The organism is Nocardia sputorum, assembly GCF_027924405.1.
In the GTDB taxonomy this organism is placed as follows: domain Bacteria; phylum Actinomycetota; class Actinomycetes; order Mycobacteriales; family Mycobacteriaceae; genus Nocardia; species Nocardia sputorum.
Genome location: NZ_AP026978.1, coordinates 5,420,057 through 5,439,488, shown reverse-complemented (window position 1 = coordinate 5,439,488; position 19,432 = coordinate 5,420,057). Strand labels below are relative to the sequence as shown.

The window sequence follows — 19,432 nt, the reverse complement described above, 5'->3', positions numbered from 1 at the left end:
GCGTTCACGAGACGCCGAGCACGCGCAGGAGCGCCGTTGTCGCGGCGGCCGCGACAATGACCAACAGAATGGGTCGTCGGAACCACGCCACCGCTCCGCCGACGAGAACCCCTGCGGGCATGGCGTATCCGAGGTCCGCGGTGCCGAGCGGCAGGGTGGTCACGGCCACGAGGGCGGTGAGCAAGACGACAGCGCCGATCTCCAGCAGACGCACCACCCGCGTCGGAAGGCGCACTCGGTCGCGCAGCGCGGGCCCGGCCCAGCGAAACGCGTAAGTGCCCGCGGCGAGTGCGACGATTCCGGCCGCCAGCATCACGCCGCTCCCAGCGCGGTCGCGGGTTCGGGCTTTTCCCGCGCCGCGACGAGCACTCCGGCCAAGGCGAGCAGGACGGGCAGCCCCGTGGGCAGAAAAGGAGCGCTCAGCAGCGCGATCGAGCTGCCCGCACCGACCGCTGCGAGCGTGGTCCGATCGCGCAGCGCGGGCAGCACCAGCGCGAGCAGGACTGCCGGGAACACCGCATCGAGGCCGAGCGCCGAGGTGTCGGTGACTACGGACCCGAGTATCGCCCCGATGGCAGCGCCGCCGGGCCAGGCGAGCAGCACACCCGCGCCGGTGATCCAGTAGGCCGCCCGCCTGCGTGGCGCGTCGGGCTGCGCGATGGTCATCGCGACGGACTCGTCGTTCATCAGATGAACGCCGAGCGAACGGCGCCACCCGGTCCCGACCGCGTCCGGAACCGACAGTCCGTACGGCACATGCCGCGCGTTCACCAGCAGTCCCGCCAGCACCGCCGCGATCGGACTGCCACCCGCGGCGACTATCCCGAGGAAGAGGAACTCCGAGCTCCCCGCGAGCACCACGCACCCGAGCAGGACGGGCAGCCAGACCGGGAAGCCCGCCGCGACCGCGGTCGCCCCATAAGAGATCCCGATGACACCGACAGCGAGGCACACCGCTCCGATGCCGGCCAGTTCGTACCGGCCGAGTGTTCGCCATGTCGAACGCATGTTGTTTATGGTGAACACGGCGGAGTGCTTCGTCAACCCGCTTTCTGTCCCGGTTCGGCCGGGCAAACGACGTCGCGACAGGGCCTATACCACAAACCATCCAGCAGCCCACCCCGCCGACAGCCCCCGAAAGCAGGGCATAATCACGGCAGCAGAACACGTAAACAACCCTGGGGACGCGATCGGACGGCACAATCACGGCAAGCAACCAGGCGGACCAACGGCGACAGCCTGATCGGGGTAGCGCCACGGCCGAACCAAGCGGACGGCGCAACCGTGGCACCGTCAGTAGGCGGCGCAAGGCGTAATGGCGTACCGCGCGGCACTATGGCAACGCGCGCAGGTGGGTACACCGTGGCAATGTCGGCAGGCGGCGCGATGGTGGTAACGCCGTACCGCGGCACCATGGCAACGTCAGCAGGTGGGGTACACCGTGGCAATGTCGGTAGGCAGCGCAACAGCGGCAACGCAAGCCGCGCGCACAGCTACGGGAACGCGAGCAGGCGGCGTCACCCGCTGAAACGTGGTTGCTGGCGAAACCGCCGGACGCAACCACACGGCCCGATCACAGGTTTCGAGCGAAGCGAGACCTAGCATCGTCCGTTCGCGGCCCGCGAGCCATAAAGGGGCCGCGAACACGCCGCGACGCAGTCGCGGCCGAACAACAGAGGTGGGAATGACGCAGCCGGACGCGACGACAACACCGCAGGCGGTGATCGCCGCCGCGCTGCGCCGCGAGCGCACTCGGGCCGGATTGTCGTTGAGCGAGGTCGCAGGCCGCGCGGGCATCGCTAAGTCCACGCTGTCGCAACTGGAATCGGGAGCGGGGAACCCGAGCCTGGAGACATTGTGGGCGTTGTGCGTCGCACTGGACATGCCGTTCTCCCGGCTGCTCGACCCGCCGCGCCCGAAAGTCCACGTGATCCGCGCCGGTGAAGGCCCGGTGGTGGCAGCCGAGCAATCGGAATACCGGGCGACCCTGCTGGCGGCCGGGCCGGCCAACTCCCGCCGTGACCTGTTCCGCATCACCGCGGAACCGGGACATGCACGCCGATCGGATCCGCATATCGCCGGTGTGGTCGAGCACGTGCTGCTCGCCGAAGGCCGCGCGCTGGTCGGGCCGGTCGACGCACCGGTCGAGCTGCACCCGGGCGACTACATCGCCTACCCGGGTGATCGGCCGCACGTGTTCGAGGCATTGGCGTCGCCGACTTGGGCGACGCTGGTGGTGGAGTACACCTGATCCGTCAGGCGGCGCCTTCGCCGAGGTACTGCAACCACACCGGGTCGAGTTCGGCGGTGGTGGACAAAAGGCGCCAGTGCGGTCCCTTCGGGGAGACCAGTGGGGCCCGCAGCGTCCAGCCCAGCTCGCTGAGCAGCTTGTCGGCTTTGCGATGGTTGCACGGCGCGCAGCTGGCGACGCAGTTCTCCCAGGAATGTGCTCCGCCGCGGCTGCGCGGGATGACGTGGTCGATGGTCTCGGCCTTGCCGCCGCAGTATCCGCAGCGGTAGCGATCCCGGTGCATGAGGGCGGCGCGGGTCATCGGCACCCGGGCGCGGTACGGGACGTGGACGTAGGTGCGCAGACGGATCACCGAAGGAATGGCCACCGACGTCTCGGCGGAGTGCACTACCGGGCCTTCGTCGTTGTGATGAATCGCGTCGGCCTTGTCACAGATGAGCAGGACGATCGCGCGGCGCGCGGACAAAGCGGTGAGCGGCTCGTAGGTGGCGTTCAACAGCAGCACCCGGCTCTTGAGCCAGTTCGTGCCCTCGGCGGGCGGGGCGGTGGGGCGGGGGCCGTGGTCGTGATGGCCACGATGTCCACCCGGATATCGTTCGGACAAGATGTGCAGCGGAGTAGCCCCCGACCCACGATTGTGGACGTCGGCGGGCTCGAGTTGTCGGTGCGCTCGCGCCTCGTGTGATCGGGCGCCGTGCCGCTGCTTCATCTCGACCTCGATTTCATGATTGGCAGGATCATGTGGTATCTGCAAAGCAGAGACTGTCACCCAGTTGACCATGGAATGTCGGGCATTGCACGGTGATTTTCGACAATGTCCGGTTAACTGTGGCTGAAGTGCCATTCCGGCGCGATGTTCCGGCTGCCGAGCGGCGGCGGATGGGTGGTGCGGCGGCAGTGACCCGGCGCGGGCACAATGGACGGCGACGCATCCGGTGAATCGAGAGGGTCTATGACTTCGGGCGAGCAAACGGCGACGTCGTTCTACGAAGCGGTCGGCGGGGCGGAGACGTTCCGGCGGCTCGTCGCGACCTTCTATCGGGAGGTGGCCACCGACGAGGTGCTGCGCCCGCTGTATCCGGAGGAAGATCTCGGCCCGGCGGAGCGTCGTCTGCGGATGTTCCTGGAGCAGTATTGGGGTGGTCCGCGCACCTACTCCGACGAACGCGGCCATCCCCGCCTGCGCATGCGGCACATGCCGTTCACCATAGGCCCGATCGAGCGGGACGCGTGGTTGCGGTGTATGCGCATCGCGGTCGCCGAGATCGAGCCCGACATCCTGGACGACGAGCATCGCAAGGCGCTGCTCGACTACCTGGAGATGGCGGCCAATTCGCTGGTGAACGCCCCCTTCTGACCGTGTGGCGCCGGTGTGTTTTCTACCGCGTTGTGGTGGCGGCGGATTCGCTGATCGCCAGCCGGTGACCGGACCCTCGCGCGTGAGAAACGTGGTGGAGCAGTGCTTTTCGCTTGGACAGCTGGCAGTGCTGATCATTTGCCAATGCTCTGAATCGTCATAGTGCGCGAGCACTCGACCGTCGAAACTTTGGCACTATTGCGATGTGAGTGATGCACCAGCCTTAACGGCGCCGGCGGATCCCACCACCCCGTCGTGGTGGCGGTCCGCCGTGTTCTACCAGGTTTATCCCAGATCCTTCGCGGACTCGAGCGGCGACGGGGTCGGCGATCTCGGCGGAGTCCGGGACAAACTGGGCTATCTCGAACTGCTCGGCGTCGACGCCCTGTGGATCTGCCCCGTGATGCGTTCGCCGATGGCCGACGGTGGCTACGACGTTGCCGACCCGCGCGACATCGACCAGCTCTTCGGCGGGCTCGCCGCGATGGACGCGCTGATCGCCGAGGCGCATGCCCGCCGGATCAAGGTCACCATGGACCTGGTGCCCAACCACACCAGCGACCAGCACCCATGGTTCCGGGCGGCGCTGGCGGCGGCTCCCGGCAGCCCGGAACGCGACCGGTACATCTTCCGCGACGGCCGTGGCCCCGATGGCGCTTTGCCGCCGAACAATTGGCCGAGCATCTTCGGCGGTCCCGCGTGGACCAGGATCACCGAACCCGACGGCAGGCCCGGCCAGTGGTACCTGCACATCTTCGCCCGCGAGCAACCCGACCTGAACTGGGCAGATCCCGAGGTCGCCGCCGATTTCGAGCAGACGCTACGGTTCTGGCTCGACCGCGGTGTGGACGGTTTCCGGATCGACGTCGCGCACGGCATGGCCAAGCCCGACGGTCTGCCGGACATGCCCGAGTTGTCCGTCTCGGCCCTGCTCGCGCACGACGACAGCGACCCCCGCTTCAACAATCCCGCCGTGCACGACATTCACCGCAGGATCCGCAAGGTGGTCGACGAGTATCCGGACGCCGTGACCATCGGCGAAGTCTGGGTGAACGACAACACCCGCTTCGGCGAGTACGTGCGCCCGGACGAACTGCATTTGGCGTTCAACTTCCGGCTCGCCGAATCGGCGTTCGACGCCGACGCCGTGCGCGACGCGATCGACAACTCGCTCGCCGCCGTGGCGCCGGTCTTCGCCGTGCCCACCTGGACGCTGTCCAACCACGACATCGAGCGGGAGGTCACCCGGTACGGCGGCGGCGCGCTCGGCGTCGCGCGGGCACGGGCGATGGTTCTGGTGGAACTCGCGCTGCCGGGTGCGGTCTTCATCTACAACGGCTCCGAACTGGGGCTGCCCAACGTCGACGACCTGCCGGACGACGTGCTGCAGGATCCGGTGTGGGAACGGTCGGGGCACACCCAGCGCGGCCGCGACGGCTGCCGGGTGCCGCTGCCGTGGGAGGGCGTCGCGCCGCCGTTCGGGTTCACCACCGGGACACCGTGGCTGCCGATTCCGCCCGACTGGGCGCCGCTGACCGTCGAGGCGCAGCTCGAGGAGCTGGGGTCGACCTTGTCGCTGTATCGCCTGGCGATCGAACTGCGCGCACTGCGGCCGGAGTTCGCGGGGGACCGGATCGAGTGGTACGGCAGCCCGGCGGGTTGTCTGGCGTTCCGCCGCCCGGGCGGGCTGGTCTGCGTGCTCAACGCCTCCGACGCACCCATCCAGCTACCGCCGGGAGACCTGCTGCTGGCCAGTGCGCAGGCCGAGGGAGGCCAGCTGCCGCCGAACGCGGCCGCCTGGTTGGTCTGAGCTACGACGGAAAACCCCAGCTCGGCACGGGTTCGACCGACACGGACGGCGGTCCGGCTCGACCGGGCGGAGAACTACTACAGAGGATCGTCTACCTTTGATCCGTGAGCATTCTCGAGACAGTGCTGATCTTCGCCGGCATCCCGCTGGTGATCTACGGCGTGATCGCCGGATTGTCGTTCCTCGGTAAGCCACTGCCTGGCGAGAAGCCGGTCCACTTCGCCCTCGGTCAGAAGTGGACCCAGCAGCCGGTGCTGTGGAGTGCCACCGAAGAGGTGATCGGCTCCGGTCACCACTTCGCGGAAACCCCGCATGGACTGCATGCGGCCATCGAGTCCACCGAGGTGGAGCTGATCGGAGGACGGGCAAGTGGCAGGTTCTAAGTGGCCCGCGGTGGTCGAAGCCGATTTGCCGCACGGATACGCGATCACCAGCAGTGGCCGCGTCTCCGGCGTGCACGAGGCGGGCGACGTGTTCAAGGAAGCGCCGTTCAACGATGAAGAGCGGCTCACCATGGACAACGTGCTCACCGAGGCCACCCGCGCGACCAAGGTGCGCTTCAACGTCTACATCGGCGATCTGGGTGAGGATCCGGCCGCGGGTGCGGACGCGATCTTCCCCGGTACGCCAGAGGCGGCGCACTCGGTGCTCATCGCCGTCTCGCCCAACGACAAGGCGATCGAGGTGCGCTCGGGCCGGGCGGTCGCCGACCGCGCGAACGACCGCGTCTGCCAGCTCGGCGTCACCGCCGCGCTGAGCTCGTTCCGGCAGGGACAGCTGATCGACGGCGTGGTCTCCGCGGTCCGCGTGATGGCCGCCGCCATCGGAAGGTAATAAGGAACGCCGCACCGGCGCGTCCACCCGAACCGGGTGGACGCGCCGGTTTCGTTCACGGCTGTGCGTCGAACGCGCGGGCGCGCAGCGAGCGTTCGATGCCCGCCTTGCCCTCGCTGACCAGGCGGCGCAGCGCCGGAGGATGGTCGCCGGCGAGGAACTTGTCGGCGACGGCCACCGCGTCCTCGCTGATCGCCCAGTGCGGGTAGAGGCCGACCACCACGGTCTGGGCGACCTCGCTGGAGCGACGCTCCCAGACGCCGGGGACCTCCGCGAAGTACCGCTCCACGTAGGGGGCGAGCAGCTCACCCTGACCTGCGGGCGCGAAGCCGCCGACGATCGAGCGAGCGGTGACGTTGGGCACCGTGTCGTCGCCCATCACCGTCGCCCACGCCTGCTCCTTCACCTCGGCGATCGGACGCGCCGTCGCCGCGGCGGCCGCCTGCCGCTTGCCCGCGGCCGTGGGGTCGTTGGCCAGTTCCTGGTCGATGACCGGCGTGTCCAGGCCCTCGGCGTCCAGCTCGCCCGCGGCGGCGAGTGCGGAGACGATTCGCCAGCGCAGGTCGGTATCGATCACCAGGCCGGGCAGCCCGACCTTGGCCGGGTCGCCGTCGAGCAGTTCGCCGAGCACCTCGGTGTGCCAGGCCGACAGCTTCGCGCCGGTCAGCGCGTTGACGAAGGCGAGCTGGTGGTCCGAACCCGGCTCCGCCTCACGCGCCAGCTCCAGCAGCCGATTGGCGAATTCCGGCCAGCCGGTGGTCGCGGCCCATTCCGGATCGGCGTAACTGCTCAGCGCGGTATTGGCTTGCATCAGCAGCCGCTGCACCACGCCGATCTCGCTCTCGGCGCCGACACCACGCTCGACCAGCGCGACGAAATCGCGGGCGCGGAACTCGGCTTGGCGCGTCATCTCCCAGGCCGCCGACCAGGCCAGCGTGCGCGGCAGCGGCTCCGCGATGTCGGCGATGCGGTTGACCAGCACGTCGAGCGAATCGGCGTCCAGACGGATCGAGCAGTAGGTGAGGTCGTCGTCGTTGACCAGCACGAACTGGCCGCGCGGCACGCCGACCAGAGCGGGCACCTCGGTGCGCTCGGCAGCCTCGAGGTCGAGTTCGACCCGCTCGGTGCGCACCAGCTTTCCGTCCCGCTCGTCGTACACGCCGATCGCCAGACGGTGCACGCGCCGCTCGCCCGCGCCCGGCTGCGCGCCCTCCTGCACCACCGCGAACGAGCTGAACTTCCCGTCGCCGTCGACCTCGAACTCCGGGCGCAGGATGTTCAGCCCGGTGGTCTTGAGCCACTGCGCGCCCCAGGTGGACAGGTCGCGTCCGGACGACTTCTCCAGCGCCGACAGCAGATCGTCGAAGGTGGCGTTGCCGTAGGCGTGGTCGGCGAAGTACGCGCGCAGACCGGCCAGGAACGGTTCCAGGCCGACGTAGGCGACCAGCTGCTTCAGAACGCTGGCGCCCTTGGCGTAGGTGATGCCGTCGAAGTTCACCTCGACCGCGGCCAGATCGGGGATGTCCGCGGCGATCGGGTGCGTGGACGGCAGCTGGTCCTGCCGGTAGGCCCACGACTTCTCCACGTTCGCGAACGTGGTCCAGGCGTTGGCGTATTCGGTGGCCTCGGACTGGCACAGCACCGAGGCGAAGGTGGCGAACGACTCGTTCAGCCACAGATCGTCCCACCACTTCATGGTGACCAGGTCGCCGAACCACATGTGCGCCATCTCGTGCAGCACGGTCTCGGCGCGGCGCTCGTAGGACGCCCGGGTGACCTTGGACCGGAAGACGTAGTCCTCCAGGAAGGTCACCGCGCCCGCGTTCTCCATCGCTCCCGCGTTGAACTCCGGGACGAACAGCTGGTCGTACTTGCCGAACGCGTACGGGACGCCGAAGTTGCGGTGGTAGAAGCCGAAACCCTGCTTGGTCTCGGTGAACAGCCGCTCGGCGTCCATGTACTCGGCCAGCGAGGCGCGGCAGTAGATGCCGAGGGGGATGTCGCCGTGGTCGTCGGTGTAGACGTCGGTCCACTGCGCGTACGGGCCGGCGATGAGCGCGACCAGGTAGGTGCTCATCCGCGGGGTAGTGCGGAAGACGTGCTTGCCCGGCTCCGGCGCGACGGTCTGCACGACGGCGGCGTTGGAGATCACCTGCCAGTCCTCCGGTGCGGTGACCGCGAGATCGAACGTGGCTTTGAGGTCGGGCTGGTCGAAGCAGGCGAACATCCGTTTGGCGTCGGCCGTCTCGAACTGCGAGTACAGGTACACGGCGTCGTCGGTGGGGTCGACGAACCGGTGCAGGCCCTCGCCGGTGTGCGAGTACTCGCAGTCGGCCTCCACCACCAGCTCGTTGCGCTCGGCCAGGTCGGTCAGCGTGATCCCGGTCGACTCGTCGTAGCCGGAGACGTCCAGCGCGGTGCCGTTGAGCACCGCGGAGCGCACGCCGCGCGCCACGATGTCGATGAACGTGCTCGCGCCCGGCGTCGCGGTGAAGGTGACGGTGCTGCGGGAGAAGAAAGTCTGCTCGCCCGGGGCGCCCGCACCGTCGGTGAGGTCCAGCTCGACGCGGTAGTTCTCGACCGACACCGTCGCGGCGCGTTCGATCGCCTGGTCGCGAGTGAGATTGGGTGCGGACATAAGGCTCCTTCGGGGTCGAAGAACTGGCACGGGCGACACCCACAATGCCACTTCGGTGCGGCGGGCCGCGCGGGACTTTCCCGAGAAACCCCGATGTCCGTCGGCCCCTGCGCGCCGGGACGGCGGACGGCGCGACGGCCGCGCTCGGGGCCGGCGGTATTGTGCCTGGTACAGCACGGTTCACCAGCACGGATTCGGAGGCTCGACGTTGAAGCATGTGCACGCCGGGAAGGTGCGTGACCTGTACGAGGACGGCGACACGCTGCTGCTGGTCGCCTCCGACCGGGTCTCGGTGTACGACGTGGTGCTGCCGACGCCCATCCCGGACAAGGGCGCGCTGCTGACCCAGCTGTCGAACTGGTGGTTCGAGTACTTCACCGACGTGCCCAACCACGTGGTCTCCGCCACCGACGTGCCCGCCGAGTTCGCTGGTCGTGGCATCCGGGTCAAGCCGCTGAAGATGGTCCAGGTGGAGTGCATCGCGCGCGGTTACCTGACCGGGTCGGGGCTGGTGGAATACCGGCGGACGGGCTCGGTGTGCGGGGTCGAGCTGCCGCCCGGACTGCGCGAGGGCGACAAGCTGCCGGAGCCGATCTTCACACCCACCACCAAAGCGTCCGAGGGCCACGACGAGTCGATCACCTTCGCGGACGTGGTGAACCAGGAGGGGCGCGAGGTCGCGGAGCGGCTGCGCGACCTGACCCTGCACATCTACGCCCGGGGCGCCGCGCACGCCGCCGAACGTGGTGTCATCGTCGCCGACACCAAGGTCGAATTCGGCTGGGACGGCGACGTGCTCACCCTCGGCGACGAAGTGCTGACCTCCGATTCGTCGCGGTTCTGGCCCGCCGACGAGTGGGAGCCCGGCCGCGCGCAGCGCTCCTTCGACAAGCAGTTCGTCCGCGACTGGTCCACCTCCACGGGCTGGAACAAGGAGGCGCCCGGCCCGGAGATCCCCCCGGACGTCGTCGACGCGACGCGCCAGAAGTACGTCGAGGCCTACGAACTCATCACCGGCCGGGCCTGGGCCGCCGTGCCGCGCTGACGGTCAGTCCGCGAGCAACTCGGCCAGCCGGTCCACACAGGGCCGCTGGCCGGCGACCAGCTTCGCTCGCGCGGTGGGCGCGTCGAACCACTCCGCGCGATCGATCTCCGGGAACTGCGCGAACCGGCCGGAGCGCGGCGGCCATTCGAGCTCGAAGGTCCCCGGCACCACGGCGGCGGGGTCGAGGTCGCCTTCGACGGCCCAGACCGTGAGGATCTTCTTGCCGCCGCTGTAGCGCGTCTCGCCCAGCGGCAGCCACGCGCCGTCCGGGACCGGCAGTCCGAGCTCCTCGGTGAACTCGCGGCGCGCCGCCGTCCGCGCGTCCTCGGCCTCCGGCTCGTACTCGCCCTTCGGAATCGACCAAGCGCCCAGATCTTTTCGCGCCCAGAACGGACCGCCCATATGCCCGAGCAACACCTCGACGGCGCGGTCCGGGGTCCGGCGGAAGAGAAGGACTCCCGCACTGTGTTTGCCTGCCACACCGCGTAGTCTGCCCGGTCGCGATCGGCGAGCGTCCTCGCCCGCTATCGCCCGGCGCGTCGCCGGAGCACCGGAAGGCAGGTTCACCCAGCGAGATTCGCACGCGCTTCGTGGCGCAGCCGCGCCGCGCGAATGGTGAGATAGTCCCGCTCCGGGACGCTCGTCGTGCGGGCGGCGGCCCTGGTGTAGCAACCGATGGCCGCGTCCACCGCGCCGGCCATCTCGTGCAGGTGTCCGCGCACGGCGTCGAGCCGGTGGGTCCCCTGCAGCCGGTCGTCGAGCGTCTCGATCAGCGCGAGACCGGCTTCGGGGCCCGACACCATCGCCGTCGCCACCGCCCGGTTGAGCGTCACCATCGGATTGTCCGAGAGCTGTTCGAGCCGCTCGTACAGCGCCAGGATCTTGGTCCAGTCGGTGTCCTCGGCCCGCGGCGCCTGCGCGTGCAGAACCGCGATGGCCGCCTGGATCTGATAGGGGCCGCGCAGTCCGCCCGCGAGCGTGCCGGTGACGAGGGTCGTCCCTTCGGTGATCAGCGTCCGATCCCACAGCGCGCGGCGCTGTTCGGCCAGCGGGATGAGTTCGCCGTGCGCGCCGGTGCGTGCCGCGCGGCGGGCGTCGGTGAGCAGCATCAACGCGAGCAGGCCGGTGACCTCGGAGTCGTCGGGGAGCAGCCGGTGCACGGCCCTGGTGAGCCGGATCGCCTCGTCGGACAGATCGGTCCGCTGCAACGCGGGCCCGGAACTGCTGGTATGGCCCTCGTTGAAGATCAGGTACAGCACGTGCAGGACCGCGCCGAGTCGTTCCCGCCAGTGCCGGTCACCCGGCTGCGCGAAGGGCCGCTCGACCGTGGCCAGCTTCTTCTTCGCCCGCGTGATCCGTTGCGCCATCGTCGCTTCCGGCAGCAGGAAGGCGCGGGCGATCTGTTCGGTGCCGAGTCCGCCCACCGCGCGCAGCGTCAGCGCGATGGCGGCGGCGGGCGACAGCGCCGGATGACAGCACAGGAACAGCATGGTGAGGGTGTCGTCGTGGTCCACCGGGACCGCGTCGGTCACCTCGCGGTCGAAGGCCGTGGTCTCCCTGCGCCGCCGGGCCACCTCCGCGCGCACGGCGTCGGCCATGCGGCGCTGCGCGACCTGGATCAGCCAGGCCCGCGGATTGTCCGGCAGGCCGTCCCGCGGCCACTGGGTCGCGGCCGCCAGCAGCGCCTCCTGCAGCGCGTCCTCGGCGGTGTCGAAGTCGCCGAACCGGCGAACGAGCGTTCCGAGGACCTGCGGCGCCAGTGCGCGCAGCAGGTCCTCGGTGCTCGCCGGGAGCGGTGTGTCGTCGGGCACCGCACGCCGGTCGCTCATTGCTCGGTGGCGGGGGCGCCCATCACCGCGCGCACTTCGATGTACTCGCCGATCGGTTTACCGCCGGGGCCGGGTGCGGCGGAGGCCTGCGCGGCGATCTCGTAGGCCCGTTCGGGACTGTCCACGTCGACGATCCAGTATCCCGCCAAGAACTCTTTGGTCTCCGGGAACGGCCCGTCGGTGACCACCGGCGCCGATCGACCGTCCGAACTGACGATCCGCGCCTCTTCCGGCCCGGCCAAACCCTGCGCGTCCACCAGCTCGCCCGCCTCGGCCAGCTGCGCACCCAGCGCGCGCTGGAAGTCTATGTGCGCCTGGATCTCTTCCGGGGACCATTCGTTGATCGGTGTGTCGCAGTACGCGGTGGGTCCGTAGGTCTTCAGCAGCATGTACTTCATGATTCGTTTCCTCTCCTGCGTTCGGTCGCGTGGAGCGCCCCGGTGGCGCTCGCGAAGAGGTCGGAGCCCAGCGCGCGGATTCGACATGTCCAGTCAGTGATCCACATCACAGCTGCGCCGTGGCGTCTGCCAGCCGGTCCGGGTCGACCGGATCGCCGGACAGGATCAGTTCCTTGATCCGGTCGGTCACGTCCCACACGTTCACGTTCATCCCGGCGAGCACGCGGTTGTCCGCGTCCAGCCAGAAGGTTACGAACTCGCGCTTCGCCGTGTCACCCCGGACGACGACCCTGGCGCACTCGTCCGGCGCGGCGAACCCCGTGTATTCCATGCCCAGGTCGTATTGGTCGGTGAAGAAGTACGGCAGCCGATCGTAGATGGCCTCGTGGCCGAGCATGGTCGCGGCGGCGACCGCGGGTTGGTTGAGCGCGTTCGCCCAGTGCTCGACCCGGATCCGCCGGCGCAGGACCGGATGCTGCTGCGCGGCGATGTCGCCCACCGCCACGATGTCCGGGTCGCTGGTGGCCAGCCGCTCGTCGACGAGCACGCCGTCGTCCACCGCGAGCCCGGCGTCGGCGGCCAGTTCCACGTTCGGGCGCGCGCCGACGGCGACCAGGACGGCGTCGGCCTCGATCGTGCTGCCGTCGGCGAGCCGGACGCCGTTGGCGACCGCCGTGGCGATGGCGTCCTCGGTGGTGATCGCCTCGACCTGGGCGCCGAACCGGAAATCCACGCCGTTGGCCCGGTGCAGGTCGGCGAACACCTGGCCCATCTCCGGCCCGAGCACCGCCAGCAGCGGCAGATCGGCGCGCTCGACGATGGTCACCTCGACGCCCGCCGCCCGCGCCGCCGCCGCGACCTCCAGGCCGATCCAGCCCGCTCCGATGATGACGATCCGGCGCGTCGCGTTGGCGAACAGCTCGATCAAGGTGTCGGAATCCTCGATGGTCCGCAGCGTGTACACGTTGGGCGCGTCGGCGCCGGGGACCGGCAGCGTCCGGGGCGTCGAACCGGTGGCCAGCGCGAGCTTGTCGTAGGGCAGGGTGGAATCGTCGGGCAGGGTGATCGTCTTCGCCGCGGGGTCGAGCCCGGTGACGGTGGTACCGAGGCGGACGTCGACGTGGTGGTCGCGGTACCACTGCGCGGGAACGACGGTGAACTCCGGCAGCGCCTTCTTCCCGGCGAGATGCTCCTTCGACAGCGGCGGCCGGTCGTAGGGCAGCTGCTCCTCGGCGCCGATCAGCGTCACGCTTCCGTCGAAATCCTTGGCGCGCAACGCTTCCGCGAGCTTGGCCGCGCCCAGTCCGCCGCCGACGATGACGAAACGCTGGTCAGGACTCATAGCGGACTCCTTCTCCGAAGGGAACCAAGCTCCTGCCGATCAACCCTACTGGCCGCCGTGCGCGCGGCTGGTGGAAAACGGCTCCCCGGGTGGGAACGAATCGGCAGCCGCCGTGGTTGGTCGAGGTAGGGCGGCGAAGTGTGCGCGCCGTCCGTCCGCATGCGATCGAGAGGAAGCCGCCCGTGACCGACGAAGTCACCAAGGACGTCGCCGATTTCTGGTTCGACCCGCTGTGCCCGTGGTGCTGGATCACGTCCCGCTGGATTCTCGAGGTCCAGCAGGTGCGCGACATCGAAGCCCGGTTCCACGTGATGAGCCTGTCGGTGCTGAACGAAGGCAAGGATGTGCCGCCGCAGTACCAGGAGCTGCTCGACACGGGCTGGGGCCCGGTCCGGGTCGCGATCGCCGCGGCGCAGGAGCACGGCGACAAAGTGCTGTTGCCGCTCTACACCGCGATGGGCACGCGCATCCACAACCGCCGTGCCGAGTACGAACGCGACAACCGCAAGGAAAGCCTCGCCGCGGTGATCGCCGACTCGCTGGCGGAGGTCGGCCTGCCCGCCGAGCTGGCCGCGGCCGCGGAGAGCACCGACTACGACGAGGCGCTGCGCAAGAGCCACCACGAGGGGATGGACAAGGTGGGCCCGGACGTCGGCACCCCGACCATCCACATCAACGGGACCGCGTTCTTCGGTCCGGTCCTGTCCCGGATCCCGCGCGGAGAGGAGGCGGGCAAGCTCTGGGACGGCGCCGTGGCGTTGGCGTCCTACCCGCACTTCTTCGAGCTGAAGCGCACGCGGACGGAAGATCCGTCGTTCGACTGAGCAGTGTGCGCGGGTGCCGCCGGGCGGCACCCGCATCGGTCAGAGCACGGACTTCGGCGGGCTCGCGGGTACTTGACCGTAGGAGCTCGCGTAGCCCGCGGGCACGCCCGCGCCCGCGGGCGGCGCCGGGCGCAGGAACAGCTTCCCGTGCCTGCTGCGGTCGCGCAGCGCCCACATCCGCCAGGTGAGCACCGGGTGGCTGGACAGGGCGTTCACCATCCAGACGAAGAATCCCTTCTCGACAGCCGCGCGATCGGCCATCTCGTCGAAGCCGATCAGCCGGTTCATGTACTTGCCCGCGGCCAGGGTGCCCATGGCGGCGGAGGCCCCGGTGTGCCGGTTGCAGTAACCGTGGTTGTCCGCGGTGTACTCCTGCGCGCGGATCAGGCTGTTGCCGATGATCGGCAGGAACGGGACGAGGAACATGCCCAGCTGCCGCCAGTACGACGCGTGCCCGGCCGCGATGTGGCCGACCTCGTGGCCGATGATGAACGCCAGCGCGTCGGGTTCGCGTGCGGCGCCGCCGATCTCGAACAGATCGCTGTAGACCACCACGTAGCGCCGGAAGCCGTGGCCGCTGGCGAACGCGTTGATCTGGCCGTTGCCGAGCACGACATACGCGTCGGGCACCTTCGCCATGCCGAAGCGGGCGGCGGCGTCCACCACCATCTGATAGCCCTCGGGGAACTGGGTCGGCGACATCTTCACGCCGTTGACCCGCTGACCGGCGTAGTTGATGCCGCGGCCGAACCACAGCAGCAGGGGGGCGGCCGCGAACGCCAGCACGTACTGGTCGAAGTTGCCGGTCGCGAGCAGCACCAGCGCGATCAGGTACGCGAACACGGTCAGCACCACCACCACGACCAGCATCGGGATCTCCCAGCTGTGCCGGGCGGGCATGCCGAACGGCGACAGGCCGCGGGGCTGCCGCTGCGGCGGCGCTGGGGGCGGCACCGGGAGACCGGGGTAGGAGCCGTACGGCGCCGGGTACCCGATCGGGGGAGCGGCCGGATGTGAGCCCGAGGTGTACTGCTGGCCGTAGGATGCGGCAGGCGTGTCCGGAGCCGGGACCCACCCGCCCTGCGGGGCGTACGGGTCGGCCTGTCGGCCCGCCTGGTCGGGCGGCTGGGGTTCGAACGGCTGCATGCGATGAACTCTATTCAGTTGCCGGGAACGGGGTTGGCGCGTCGGCCGTGTCACCGGGCCCTGTGGCCGCGAACACAGCTGTCGTACCGGTCGATTCGCGCGGGCCCACCGCGGTGTTAATCGCGGGGCGTGCCCTGTTGCCGTCGCGTCGCGGACGCCTGACACAATGCCTGCCATGCGCGTTTACCTGGGTGCCGACCATGCCGGTTTCGAACTGAAGAATCACGTCAAGGCCCATCTCGAGCAGGCGGGCCACGAGGTCGTCGACTGCGGCGCGCTCGAGTACGACGCGCTCGACGACTACCCCGCCTTCTGCATCGAGGCGGCCCGCCGGACGGTCGCCGACCCCGGCAGCCTCGGTCTGGTGTTCGGCGGCAGCGGCAACGGCGAGCAGATCGCCGCCAACAAGGTGCCCGGCGCCCGCTGCGCGCTGGCCTGGAGCGTGGAGACCGCGAAGCTGGCCCGCGAGCACAACAACGCGCAGCTGATCGGCATCGGCGGCCGCATGCACTCGACCGAGGAGGCGCTGGCCATCGTGGACGCGTTCGTGTCCACCCCGTGGTCGGACGAGGAGCGCCACCAGCGGCGCATCGACATCCTGGCAGAGTACGAGAAGACCGGCATCGCCCCGGCGGTTCCCGCGTACTGAGCGCACGGAGGTTGTAACCGGCTGTGCCGGAGGGACATACACTGCACCGTCTCGCGCGGCTGCATCAGCGTCGGCTCGTGGGCGGTGTGGTGCGCGTGTCGAGCCCGCAGGGCAAGTTCGCCGCGGGCGCGGCCCGGGTGGACGGGCAGGTGCTGACGAAATCCGAGGCGTGGGGCAAACACCTGCTGCATCACTACGACTCGGGCCTGGTCGTGCACGTGCATCTGGGTTTGTACGGCACATTCACCGAGTCCGCGCTGCCGATGGGAGAGCCGGTCGGGCAGGTGCGGATGCGCATGTTCGGCGGGCCGGACGGACAGCCGGGCTTCGGCACCGACCTGCGCGGACCCACCGCGTGCGAGATCCTGCTGCCGCCGGAGGTCGCCGCGCTCACCGACCGGCTGGGCCCGGATCCGCTGCGGCGCGGCGCCGATCCGGACCGGGCGTGGCAGCGCATCCGTCGTTCCCGCAGGCCGATCGGTGCGCTGCTGATGGACCAGCAGGTGATCGCCGGGGTCGGTAACGTCTATCGGGCGGAACTGCTGTTCCGGCATGAGATCTCGCCGCATCGTCCCGGAACGGATCTGTCCGCGGGTGAATGGGCCGACATGTGGGCTGATCTCGTCGCGCTGATGCGGGTGGGCGTGCGCGTCGGGAAGATGGTCGTGGTGCGACCCGAACACGATCACGGCGAGCCCTCCTATGCCCCGGATCGTCCGCGCACCTACGTCTACCGCCGCCAGGGCGCCCCGTGCCGGCTGTGCGGAACGCCGATCGCCCACCAGGTGATGCAGGCCAGGAATCTGTTCTGGTGCCCCAGCTGCCAACCCGGCTGACCGTACCGCCGCCGTGCGGCGGTCCGGTCAGCCGGCGACGGCGGTGTCGATGTCCGGCTCGTCCGCGAGGGCGAAGCGGCGGCCACCGGCCGTCTTCGCCGAGTACATCGCCCGGTCGGCGCGGCGGAGCAGATCGGTGAAATCCAGCGGGCTGCCCGGCGGGTTGTAGGCGGTCCCGACGCTGGCCGACACGGGTACCGGCCCCGCCGACGACCAGACCGGGTCACGCAGTGCGGCCACGATCCGGTGCGCGAGATCACCGAGGTTGTTGTGGTGCGGATTGGTCGCGAGCACGAATTCGTCGCCGCCGTACCGGCAGATCACCGTGTCCGGCGGGCAGGCTTCGCGCAACCGGCCGGCCAGTTCGACCAGCACCTCGTCGCCGATCGCATGGCCGTATCCGTCGTTGATCTGCTTGAACCGGTCCAGGTCGATCAGCAGCAGCCCGACGCCGCGGGTCGGGTCGGTGGCCATCAGGCGGACCTTGTCCTGCAGCAGCGTCCTATTGGCCAGGTCGGTGAGCGCGTCGTGGGTGGCCTCGTGGCGCAGTCGGTGCTGCAACGCGGCGATCTCCTGCACCCGCAGCGACACCTTGGCCGACAGGTTTTGCTCCTGTTGCGCCAGAGCGCGCTCCTGCAGCGCCTGGGCGTAACTGTCGATGGCCTGACTGGCGATGAACGGCCAGCGGGTGGCCACCAGCGAACCGGGCGCGCCGGATGGGAAACCGAGCAGCCAGCGCGTGGCCTGTGCCAGCATCCGGATCCGGTCGAATGGCGCCTCGGCGAGCCGGGCCCCGAGCATCCGCGCTTCGGGCACCGGGAACGGCTCCGACCTGGCTAGCGTCAGCAGGCGCTCGACGATCTCGATCAGCACGGGTTCCAACTGCTGGGGCGCCGCGCCCGCCCCGGGCTCGGCGCAGACCGCACGGGCCCAGGCGCGGGCCATGGCGGCTACCGGGGGCTCGATATCGGCCGACATCGGACTCACCCGGTGTGAGCGACGTCGGTACCCGGGTGCCCTGTACGCGCACAGGTGCCGGCGTCACCCTGATCGTTCCCACTGCTACGCGGTTGTGTCCACCTGGTTCGGCGCACGCTCACCGCCCCCTTTCCAGATACCCCCGTCCGGCAAAAAGGATCCTAGCAAGCCACTCGGCATCGAAAAGTGGCGATTTGCAACGTGTTCTCGATGCCAGGCGAATGGCGATCGGGTATGTGATCGTTCCCGTCGCGTTGGTGTTACACCCGATTCCGGTTTGCCGCAAAATCGCGCCGCGACGCGCTGGCGACACGCGGTACGAAGTGAGCGGCGAGTGGTGCGCGAGTCGCGGGGACGGCCCGGACCGGCCCAGTGCCGCCCGCTTCACGAGGATCTGTTCTCGCACGCGACGTCCTTGTCTTCCCTGTCGAGTTCCGGATGATGGTGCCGAGCGTTCCGGTGGCAGGCGCCTACTCGCTATCCGCCCGCGGCGGCGCGGCTCCGGTAGGCCACCGCTCGCGGGCGGGATGTCGGTGCACGGCCCGCCCGGGTGGGCGATGAGCGTCCGGCCGGGTCGCGGGAGCGCAGGCGCCTCCGGAGGCGGAGTCGGGGCGCGATCGGCCGGGGGACCATGCGAGGGACTCGCTCCCGGAGCGCACCGCATCGACTCCCTCCGGGTCCATCGGCCGTGGCTCGGCGACATGCCGAGCGCGTCGGCCGTAACGGCGAGTCGTGCGGTCCTCATCGGAATTCCCTCGAGCGAAGTTCCTGGGGTGACAGGTGTGTCATTCGAGTTTCGCCCACCGGAATCCGACACGCCAGAGTTTCAATGAAAAACAGCCTTTAAAATTTCGTGTGAGCGCGCCGCCGGGCTCCGGTGGCCCCGTCGTGCGACACTGGGTGCGGCAACCCCGGAGCGCTCCGGCGGGCAACCTGCGAGATCGTGCTGCGCGGGGGGCTGATTGGCGTTTCGGAAGCCGGGTTCGGTACAGTCGGATCGCACACGACATCGTGGCGATCCCATCGGTGTCGTATGCCTGCGGGTGTAGTTCAATGGTAGAACCTCAGCCTTCCAAGCTGATGGTGCGGGTTCGATTCCCGTCACCCGCTCCACGGAGTATTCATCCTCGTCGGCGGCCCGCCCCGGTCGCCGCGAGGGCCACGGGGTGTAGCGCAGCTTGGTAGCGCATCCGCTTTGGGAGCGGAGGGTCGCAGGTTCAAATCCTGTCACCCCGACCATCGTTCGGGGGGCTGGTTCGGGACCGAATCTCGTTCGACGCCGGGGTGGTCGCATCACTCCGCCGTCTTCGTTCGGCGCATCGATATACCTACGTATCTCAGTAGGTTTCGCCTCTGCGGAGGCGCGGACGCTCGCGCCGCCGCGGGAGTGTGGGTTCACCGCTCCGGTCCCGGGAAGCCGCCGCCGGGCACCTCCTGGCAACTCTTCGGCACTGGTCAAGCCCGGGTATGCGCACAGGTTCGCGGGGAGCCGAGT

Annotated in this window: 19 protein-coding genes and 2 tRNA genes; 11 read left to right on the top strand and 10 right to left on the bottom strand. The window is 69.4% G+C overall.

Going from position 1 to position 19,432, the window contains the following annotated elements; all coding sequences use genetic code 11:
• Positions 1-4: 4 nt before the first annotated feature.
• Together QMG86_RS24595 and QMG86_RS24590 are read right to left on the bottom strand one after the other, a co-directional pair.
• A complete protein-coding gene (locus QMG86_RS24595) occupies positions 5-313 on the bottom strand; it encodes an AzlD domain-containing protein (protein WP_281875038.1) in 309 nt (102 codons plus the stop codon).
• Positions 313-1,008, bottom strand: coding sequence for an AzlC family ABC transporter permease (locus QMG86_RS24590; RefSeq protein ID WP_281875037.1), 696 nt, complete (start codon positions 1,006-1,008; stop codon positions 313-315). The genes QMG86_RS24595 and QMG86_RS24590 overlap by 1 nt, the downstream gene beginning before the upstream one ends.
• Before the next feature lie 676 nt (positions 1,009-1,684).
• Here QMG86_RS24590 and QMG86_RS24585 point away from each other — a divergent pair.
• On the top strand, positions 1,685-2,251 hold the full coding sequence (locus QMG86_RS24585; protein WP_281875036.1) for a helix-turn-helix domain-containing protein: 567 nt from the start codon (positions 1,685-1,687) through the stop codon (positions 2,249-2,251).
• A gap of 4 nt (positions 2,252-2,255) precedes the next feature.
• Here QMG86_RS24585 and QMG86_RS24580 read toward each other — a convergent pair whose 3' ends face one another.
• Positions 2,256-2,960 (bottom strand): HNH endonuclease, encoded by a 705-nt coding sequence (locus tag QMG86_RS24580; RefSeq protein ID WP_281875035.1) that lies wholly within the window; start codon positions 2,958-2,960, stop codon positions 2,256-2,258.
• 243 nt (positions 2,961-3,203) lie between these two features.
• Between QMG86_RS24580 and QMG86_RS24575 the strand changes: the two genes are divergently transcribed.
• The 4 genes from QMG86_RS24575 (at position 3,204) to QMG86_RS24560 (ending at position 6,252) form a co-directional block, all read left to right on the top strand.
• A complete protein-coding gene (locus QMG86_RS24575) occupies positions 3,204-3,608 on the top strand; it encodes a globin (protein WP_281875034.1) in 405 nt (134 codons plus the stop codon).
• Between the two features lie 205 nt (positions 3,609-3,813).
• On the top strand, positions 3,814-5,418 hold the full coding sequence (locus tag QMG86_RS24570) for a glycoside hydrolase family 13 protein (RefSeq protein WP_281875033.1): 1,605 nt from the start codon (positions 3,814-3,816) through the stop codon (positions 5,416-5,418).
• A 104-nt stretch (positions 5,419-5,522) separates the two neighbouring features.
• Positions 5,523-5,801, top strand: coding sequence for an aa3-type cytochrome oxidase subunit CtaJ (gene ctaJ, locus QMG86_RS24565; RefSeq protein ID WP_063025042.1), 279 nt, complete (start codon positions 5,523-5,525; stop codon positions 5,799-5,801).
• Positions 5,788-6,252, top strand: a complete 465-nt coding sequence (locus QMG86_RS24560) for a DUF5130 domain-containing protein (RefSeq protein WP_281875032.1) — start codon at positions 5,788-5,790, stop codon at positions 6,250-6,252. Before ctaJ ends, QMG86_RS24560 begins: the two co-directional genes overlap by 14 nt.
• Positions 6,253-6,307: 55 nt before the next feature.
• On the opposite strand, the gene pepN is transcribed toward QMG86_RS24560, so the two are convergent.
• Positions 6,308-8,890, bottom strand: coding sequence for an aminopeptidase N (gene pepN / locus QMG86_RS24555; RefSeq protein WP_281875031.1), 2,583 nt, complete (start codon positions 8,888-8,890; stop codon positions 6,308-6,310).
• Positions 8,891-9,098: 208 nt separating this feature from the next.
• On the opposite strand from pepN, the gene QMG86_RS24550 reads away from it, so the two are divergent.
• A complete protein-coding gene (locus tag QMG86_RS24550; protein WP_281875030.1) occupies positions 9,099-9,935 on the top strand; it encodes a phosphoribosylaminoimidazolesuccinocarboxamide synthase in 837 nt (278 codons plus the stop codon).
• Positions 9,936-9,938: 3 nt separating this feature from the next.
• Here the strand turns inward: QMG86_RS24550 and QMG86_RS24545 are convergent, their stop codons facing one another.
• From QMG86_RS24545 to QMG86_RS24530, 4 genes are all read right to left on the bottom strand, one after another.
• Positions 9,939-10,415 carry an NUDIX hydrolase gene (locus tag QMG86_RS24545; protein ID WP_281875029.1) on the bottom strand — a complete coding sequence of 159 codons (477 nt, stop codon included), beginning with the start codon at positions 10,413-10,415 and terminating at the stop codon, positions 9,939-9,941.
• An 83-nt stretch (positions 10,416-10,498) separates the two neighbouring features.
• Positions 10,499-11,764 (bottom strand): RNA polymerase sigma factor, encoded by a 1,266-nt coding sequence (locus QMG86_RS24540; RefSeq protein WP_281875028.1) that lies wholly within the window; start codon positions 11,762-11,764, stop codon positions 10,499-10,501.
• The gene (locus QMG86_RS24535) at positions 11,761-12,162 is read right to left on the bottom strand and encodes a YciI family protein (protein ID WP_201298038.1); all 402 of its coding nucleotides are present in this window, start codon (positions 12,160-12,162) and stop codon (positions 11,761-11,763) included. The genes QMG86_RS24540 and QMG86_RS24535 overlap by 4 nt, the downstream gene beginning before the upstream one ends.
• 106 nt (positions 12,163-12,268) lie before the next feature.
• Positions 12,269-13,504 carry an NAD(P)/FAD-dependent oxidoreductase gene (locus QMG86_RS24530; RefSeq protein WP_281875027.1) on the bottom strand — a complete coding sequence of 412 codons (1,236 nt, stop codon included), beginning with the start codon at positions 13,502-13,504 and terminating at the stop codon, positions 12,269-12,271.
• Between the two features lie 182 nt (positions 13,505-13,686).
• Here QMG86_RS24530 and QMG86_RS24525 point away from each other — a divergent pair, with 182 nt between their 5' ends.
• Entirely contained in the window at positions 13,687-14,328 is a 642-nt protein-coding gene (locus QMG86_RS24525; RefSeq protein ID WP_281875026.1) for a mycothiol-dependent nitroreductase Rv2466c family protein, read from the top strand.
• 39 nt (positions 14,329-14,367) lie between these two features.
• Here QMG86_RS24525 and QMG86_RS24520 read toward each other — a convergent pair whose 3' ends face one another.
• The gene (locus QMG86_RS24520; protein ID WP_281875025.1) at positions 14,368-15,474 is read right to left on the bottom strand and encodes a M48 family metallopeptidase; all 1,107 of its coding nucleotides are present in this window, start codon (positions 15,472-15,474) and stop codon (positions 14,368-14,370) included.
• Positions 15,475-15,649: 175 nt separating this feature from the next.
• Here QMG86_RS24520 and QMG86_RS24515 point away from each other — a divergent pair, with 175 nt between their 5' ends.
• Together QMG86_RS24515 and QMG86_RS24510 are read left to right on the top strand one after the other, a co-directional pair.
• Positions 15,650-16,123, top strand: coding sequence for a ribose-5-phosphate isomerase (locus QMG86_RS24515; RefSeq protein ID WP_159842340.1), 474 nt, complete (start codon positions 15,650-15,652; stop codon positions 16,121-16,123).
• Between the two features lie 23 nt (positions 16,124-16,146).
• Entirely contained in the window at positions 16,147-16,959 is an 813-nt protein-coding gene (locus QMG86_RS24510) for an Fpg/Nei family DNA glycosylase (RefSeq protein WP_281875023.1), read from the top strand.
• 27 nt (positions 16,960-16,986) lie between these two features.
• On the opposite strand, the gene QMG86_RS24505 is transcribed toward QMG86_RS24510, so the two are convergent.
• Positions 16,987-17,937 (bottom strand): GGDEF domain-containing protein, encoded by a 951-nt coding sequence (locus QMG86_RS24505; RefSeq protein ID WP_281875022.1) that lies wholly within the window; start codon positions 17,935-17,937, stop codon positions 16,987-16,989.
• Positions 17,938-18,976: 1,039 nt separating this feature from the next.
• On the opposite strand from QMG86_RS24505, the gene QMG86_RS24500 reads away from it, so the two are divergent.
• Together QMG86_RS24500 and QMG86_RS24495 are read left to right on the top strand one after the other, a co-directional pair.
• Positions 18,977-19,050 (top strand) — tRNA-Gly (locus QMG86_RS24500).
• A 49-nt stretch (positions 19,051-19,099) separates the two neighbouring features.
• Positions 19,100-19,176: transfer RNA gene (locus QMG86_RS24495), tRNA-Pro, on the top strand.
• Positions 19,177-19,432 lie beyond the last annotated feature (256 nt).